Source organism: Rubneribacter sp. (genome assembly GCF_965361815.1).
In genome coordinates, this window is record NZ_CBDTNW010000037.1 from 1 (window position 1) to 6,422 (window position 6,422).

The 6,422-nt window shown below is 63.8% G+C and carries 5 protein-coding genes and 1 pseudogene; 3 read left to right on the forward strand and 3 right to left on the reverse strand.

Annotated elements, in window-relative coordinates:
• Positions 1–602: 4Fe-4S dicluster domain-containing protein (locus ACWKY3_RS02220; RefSeq protein ID WP_449314801.1), on the reverse strand; the 602-nt coding region annotated here is incomplete at its 3' end.
• 16 nt (positions 603–618) lie between these two features.
• Positions 619–3,633, reverse strand: a complete 3,015-nt coding sequence (locus tag ACWKY3_RS02225; protein ID WP_449314797.1) for a molybdopterin-containing oxidoreductase family protein — start codon at positions 3,631–3,633, stop codon at positions 619–621.
• A gap of 213 nt (positions 3,634–3,846) precedes the next feature.
• Between ACWKY3_RS02225 and ACWKY3_RS02230 the strand changes: the two genes are divergently transcribed.
• The 3 genes from ACWKY3_RS02230 (at position 3,847) to ACWKY3_RS02240 (ending at position 5,507) form a co-directional block, all read left to right on the forward strand.
• Entirely contained in the window at positions 3,847–4,773 is a 927-nt protein-coding gene (locus tag ACWKY3_RS02230; RefSeq protein WP_449314798.1) for a LysR family transcriptional regulator, read from the forward strand.
• Positions 4,774–4,851: 78 nt separating this feature from the next.
• The gene (locus ACWKY3_RS02235) at positions 4,852–5,154 is read left to right on the forward strand and encodes a nucleotidyltransferase family protein (protein ID WP_449314799.1); all 303 of its coding nucleotides are present in this window, start codon (positions 4,852–4,854) and stop codon (positions 5,152–5,154) included.
• A complete protein-coding gene (locus ACWKY3_RS02240; protein ID WP_449314800.1) occupies positions 5,151–5,507 on the forward strand; it encodes a HepT-like ribonuclease domain-containing protein in 357 nt (118 codons plus the stop codon). The genes ACWKY3_RS02235 and ACWKY3_RS02240 overlap by 4 nt, the downstream gene beginning before the upstream one ends.
• Before the next feature lie 641 nt (positions 5,508–6,148).
• Here ACWKY3_RS02240 and ACWKY3_RS02245 read toward each other — a convergent pair.
• A pseudogene (locus ACWKY3_RS02245) lies at positions 6,149–6,422 on the reverse strand (dimethyl sulfoxide reductase anchor subunit family protein); the annotation flags it as partial.

Consider the following 6,422-nt stretch of genomic DNA (forward strand, 5'->3'; position numbering starts at 1 on the left):
CACTTCATGTCGCGCAGGATGTACGCGAACGACGGCTTGTTGCCCACGTCGGGCAGGCGGTGCACCTGCTCGTCGGAGAACTCCTCCACAAAGCTCCCTATCGTCTCGTCGCGCGGGCCGCGGAAATCGCGCAAATCGCCCTCGGCGTCGCCGAACCAGCGCGCCATGCCGCAGCATTGCGACACGCACTGCGGCAATTCTCCCTGGGCGATTTTCTGCTCGCACAGGGTACACTTCTCCACCACGCGCTCCTCCTCGTTGAGGTAGCGAACCCCGTAGGGGCAGGCCATCGCGCAGAACTGGCAGCCGATGCACTTGCTCTTGTCGATCTGCACGGTGCCGTCCTCAAGCTTGTGGGACGCGCCCGTGGGGCACACGGCCACGCACTCGGGCTGGGCGCAGTGCTGGCAGCCCACGTTGAGGAAGTACAGCTCCACGTCGGGCCACTGCCCGGAGCCACCTTCCTTCGGGTTGGGGCCTATACGCAGCGTCTTGTTCCAAAACGCCCCGGTCGGCACGCCGTTGACCACCTTGCACGCCACGGAGCAGGCCAAACATCCCACGCAACGGTCAAGATCGGTGACGATAGCGTATTGAGTCATGGACACACCACCTCCCTTAGAAATTGTCCGGATGAATGCCGGCCGCGCCTATCTCCCACAGCTTCAGACGCGGGTCGGACGAGTCATGGATGATCTCGGTGCCGTCGTTGCCGCACGGCACCGGATTGCCGAACGGCGAGTTCTCCGCCGTGGCCTTGTACACCTTCACCGGATAGGTGCGCACGTTCGACGAGCCGTTGTACTTGTCCTGTGTCGTGCGGTCGGTGATGCAGTTGATGCACGACAGCTCGTAGCCCTTGTCGGCCTGCGCCAGCTCGGGGTACCACCACTGGTGCTCGGCGTTGATGGTTCCGGGCGCAATGCCGTAGCACAGGTCCACCGTCTGGCGCACCTTGCCCCACGGGCTTTCGATCCAACACCAGTCGCCCTGCTCAAGCCCCAGATCGGCCGCATCGGCGGGGTTGATCTCCATGCGCGGGACCGGCCAAAGCTCCCGGCACCACGGCAGCTGACGGTGCTCGCTGTGGAAGTACACGGGAATGCGGCGGCCGGTGATGCAGGTGAGCGGATACTCCTTGTACGCTTCCGCGTCGGCCACCGTGCCGTGCGGCGGCTCCTGGTAGTACGGCAGCGCCTCGCTCGTGAAGCCGGGCGCCAGCTCCGGCCCGTCCTCGCCTTCGGGATAGAACGACTCGATGGACGTGCACCACAGCTCGTGCTTCATGGTTGGCGTGGGAAAGCCGGGAATGCCGATGTTAAGCTGCGCCGGCTGCTGGTGCGGCGCCTTGCGATAGGCCTGCCCCGTCTCGAAGCGGCGGTACGTGCCCCAGTCTTCGGGAATCTCCTTCTTCATGTTCCACGTGCCGTGCTCTTGGTACGCCTCGGCCAGCTCCTCCCAGGTGTCGAACGGCGCGCAGCCCTGCTGGCAGCATTGGATGGTGAGGTTTTCTATCTCCAGGTCCTTGCCCGACTTCTCCAGCCACGGATCGTCGCCGTCGAACGCCGGCACGCCGAAGTACTTGGACAGCTCCATGAAGTACAGAGGGTCGCTTTTGCACTCCCCCGGCGGATCCACCGCCTTGACGCACAGCGAGAAGCTGCCGCCCGCGCCCTGCGCGATGCGGAAGGCGTTGATCTCGGTCCAGTGGCATACGGGCAGCAGAATGTCGGCCGCCCCCGACGTGGGAGAATGCCACAGGTTAGCCTCGAACAGGAAGTCGAGCATGTTGAGCGCCTCCCAGTTGTAGCGCGCGTTGCCCATGCTCATGTGGTCGCCCGATCCTATCATGCCGCCGTGGATGTTGTAGGGCGCAGTGGGCTCCCGGTGCGCCGCCTCCATGGCGGCGTTGCAGTCGCACCACACGGAATACCAGTACAGAAGCGGCATCTTGTCGTTTCCGGCCATCTTGAGCGAAAGCTCGGCATCAGGCATGAACGCGAACGCCGCCATGGAGGGAAGCATGGAGCAGGGGCCGGACTGCTCGGTCCAACCGTTCGTGGCGCCGCGCTGGCCGCCCGGCGTGTCGATGGCGCCCACCATCGCGCACGCCGCCATGATGGCGCGGCAGTTCTGCGTGGAGTTGCCCGCGTGCTCGGTGCCCAGGCCGTAGTTGATGCCGCCCTTGGGAATGCGCGGATCGTCGCGCGTGGCCCATTCGACGCACGCGTCCTCGATGAGCTGCGCGTCCACGCCGGTGATCTCCGCCACGCGATCGAGCGTGAAGTTCTCCAGGTACTCGGCCCACAGATCCCATGCGGGACGGCCCTTGTGCGCGCTGCCGTCTTTGAGCACAACATCGAACTCGCCGTAGAGCGCCGGGTCGATGAGCGGGTTGAACTCCGAGAGGTCGGCCACCCAGCCGGCCACCTTGCCGGCGTCGTCGCGCATGCGGGAGACGTCCTGTGTGAAGCCCTTCGTCTGCTTGGCCCACGTCTCGCCCTCCCAGTGCGCGTCGGCGGGATCGGCCTGCCAGTAGGTCCAACGGCCGTTCAGCTGGTCGTACACCAGGTAGCGCAGCGGGTTGCCCTCGCCTTCCACCTCCCAGTCCACCATGGACGGGTCGATGTCGGCCTCGGTCAGAAGACGCGTCTTGTAATCGTAGGGCTTCATGCCGCCGCCGTTTTGCACCTGCTCCTCGTAGCCGGTCGGCTCCATGTCGGGCACCACGATGAACGGGGCGTTCGTCCAGCGCTTGATGAACAGGTCGTCTTGCAGGTCGTGGTCGAGGATGACCTTGCACCAGCCCAGCGCCAGCGCGTTGTCGGTGCCGGGGCGCAGGTTCAGCCAGTACTGCGCCTCGCGCCCCAGGTTCGTCTTGCGCGGGTCCACGCTGATGAACGTGTCGGCCTGGCGCGCCACGTCCACCACGGTGCGCGACGCGTCGTCGTAGTTGGATATGGACTGGTCGGTGGCCCACTGCACGAACGCGCTCGAGTGGTTGATGACCTCGCTCCACGAGTACGCCTGCACGTTGTCCAGGCGCGACGCGAAGTGGCGCGGACCCTTGCACACCTGGTAGGCGGCGATGATGTTGGGCGTGCCGAACAGCTCCAGCGCCATGCCGGCGTCTGACTGCATGCACCACTGACGGCCCGTGCCGCACCAGGTGAACAGGCTTTCCGCGCCGTACTTCTCGCGGATCTGCATGATGTTGTCGGCGATGGTTTGGTACGCCTCGTCCCAGCTGATGCGCACCCAGCCGGGATCTTCGCCGCCCTTAGGGTTCGTGCGCTTCATCGGGTACTTGATGCGGTCGGGATGATACGCCGCCTGGATGGACGCCTGGCCCTTGGAGCAGTGGTTGCCCATGGTGAGGAAGCAGTCCTCGTCGCCTTCGGTGCGGATGACCTTGCCGTCCTGCACGTACACCCACACGCCGCATTCCACCTTGCCGCACCCGCGGCAGCAGCTGCGGATCTTCTTGACCTCCCCTCCCGTGCCCGACGTTTGCGCGGCGGCGCCTTCGGCCAGCGCCGTAGAGGTTGTCGTCCCCGCGCCCATCGCGGCCGTCGCGCCAACGACTGCCGCCATTTGGGCGAACGATCGCCGCGTCATGGAGAGCTTGCCCATACGTCCCCCTTCTCTTGAGGTGTGCTCTGCACAACGAGCATACCGAGCGGCCAAGGTGTAAGGAAATAATGATGGGAAGCCCACGCATCCGCGCAGTTGGGCTATGGAATATCGTTATTCCGATTTCCGGACGCGAGCCTCGGAGCAAGCCGACGGCGCAGCGCGCGTGGTACCATGATCGACGGGGCGCTCCCACGAGCGGAAGGGGGTTCTATGAACATCGATTTCTACCGCGAGTTCATTGTGCTGGGCCGATGCCTCAACTTCACCGAGGCCGCCGAGAAGCTGCACATCACGCAGCCGGCCCTGAGCAAGCACCTTGCGGCCCTCGAGCAGGAGTTCGGCGCCGAGCTGCTCATCCGCAACCGCCGCACCGCGCAGCTGAGCGAGGCGGGACGCATCCTGTTCGGCACCGCCATGGAGATAGTGGACGCCTACGATCGCGCACAGGCCGCCATCGCCACCGTAATCAAGAGCAGGCCCATCCGCGTGGACGGCGTTCTGTACGACAACACCGTGTCCAGCATCATCTCGCTGTCCACCGTGCTGCTCAACGACCAGCACCACGTGCCCATCCTGTTCGAGCACCACGAGGACGAGCCGCTGTTCGGACTGCTGGAGTCGGACAAGATAGACGTGGTGTTCGCCTACGACGAGGAGAAGTCCTTGGAAGAGCGGGGCCTGGTGTTCCGCCCGCTTGTGCAGGTGCAGTTCGTGGCCGTCGTCGACCGCACGCACCCTTTGGCCAACCGCAAGGCCCTGCGCATAAAAGACCTGCAGGATGAAACGTTCATCCAGTTCATAGACGAATACTCGGTGTCGGGCTGGCGGCGCATCGAGCAGGTGTGCCGCGCGCACGGCTTCACGCCGAAGAAGCGGCCGATGCTCGGGCGCCCCGTGACCAGCTACGCCACCACCTCCCCCGACGGAGGCGTGCTCATCCTGCAGAAGAACCTGCGCCAGCTCAAGTACTTAGAGGACGTGAACCAGACCGCGAGCATCCCCGTGGTGGACGATGACGCCCACTTCATCATCTACTGCATCTACAAGCGCGAGAACGAGCGGCGGCTGGGACCTTTGCTCGACGCGCTTGAGGAGTCGCGCGAGATCATCATGCGCCACCGCCACACGGAGGAGTGAGCGGTCGCGCCAAGGATGCGCAACGCCAACATGATAGAATAAGCGACAATAAAAGCCCGAACAGCGAAAGAAGCGCTCATGAGCGATGCGGTCATCAGCCTAACGCAGCTTGAAGACAAGCTGAAACAGCTCGTCGCAAAGTATCACGCCCAAGCTGCCTACCTGTTCGGTTCCTACGCACGCGGCGAAGCGCACCCCGACTCGGATCTGGATGTACTCATCGTCGGCGGACCAGATTTCCATGCTCCTGACGTGTTCGCCATCGCCGAAGAGCTTCATCTCTCTTTCCAAAAGCCTGTTGATGTGTATGAGATACGCGAGATTGAACGCGAGTCGCCCCTTTACGGCTCCGTTATGCGGGACAGGTTGCGTGTAGCATGATCAAAGACGATGCTTACCGCCTTGCCGCCATCCAGCGCACAGGGTCAGAGCTTCTTTCCTACGTGCACGACCACGAAATAACCGCAGATAGAATTGCATCCGACCACGTGGTGCAGTGGACTCTTACCACGCCGCTGTATCATATTGGCGAACAAGTTTATCATCTTTCAGAGGGGCTCAAAGAAGCCAATCCGAATATCCCCTGGTTCAAAATTGCCGGAATGCGTCATCGACTTGTGCATGATTACGAAAGCACCAACTGGACGATTGTTGCCCAGACGGTACTCGAGGACATTCCCGCGTTCTTGCGCGACATCGAGCGCGTTGTTGCGCCTCGCGCCTTTGAAGCATAGCTGCAACAACACGAAACCTCTTCACCCGCCTCCAAACGCCCCGCGCAAGGTGACGGAAACGGCGCGTCTAAGCATTTCAACACGAAAGCATCCTGCAAGGATGGCAGCAACCAAACGAAAAAGCACCCCGAGCGGAAGCGGCCTTCCCGTTTGCAAGGGGGGGTTGGGGAAAGGAAGGCCGCGCCCGCTCGGGGCGCTCGGTGACACAGTCGGTGACGCAGGTGGCACAGGGTCAGTCGGTGACGCAGGACGGGGATAACGTCACGCTCCGGGGAAGGTGACGCAGGACGGGGATAACGTCACGCTCCGGGCGCCCAGAGGGAAATGTTTCACGTGAAACGTCCGCACCAATGTCGCACGCCATCGCGACAAGTTGCTTTGTGACGCAGGACGGGGATAACGTCACGCTCCGGGCGCCCAGGGGGAAATGTTTCTACGTGAAACGTCCGCACCAATGTCGCACGCCATCGCGACAAGTTGCTTCACGCGAAGCATCCGGGACGCGCTGCCGCCGTTGTGCCCGCGACGCGCGATCCCCCCTCGCAAGAAGCGCCCGAGGAGGGGGCAGGGAACCCCCTCCTCCGCATCCGCAGGAGGACGGGCGCGCCCATGCGGCTCCCGCGGATGCGAGGGGGTGAATGCTAGTAGAACATGAACACCGAAAGCCCCAGCTCGTAGAAGACGACGCGGAGGGCGATGGCGCCTGCGAGGGCGCAGGCCACGGCGACGGCGCCCCAGACCTTCCAGTTGGCGGTCTTGCGGCCCATGAAGGCCGCCACGAGCGGAAGAACGCCTCCGACAAGGACCGCGCCCGCCCAGAGCAGCGGTGCCTGGGCGGCCACCACACTTGCAGCATCCGCCATGCCGGCCGTGGGGTGGGTGGGGTCGAAGTAGAAGCCCACCTCGGCGAAGGCG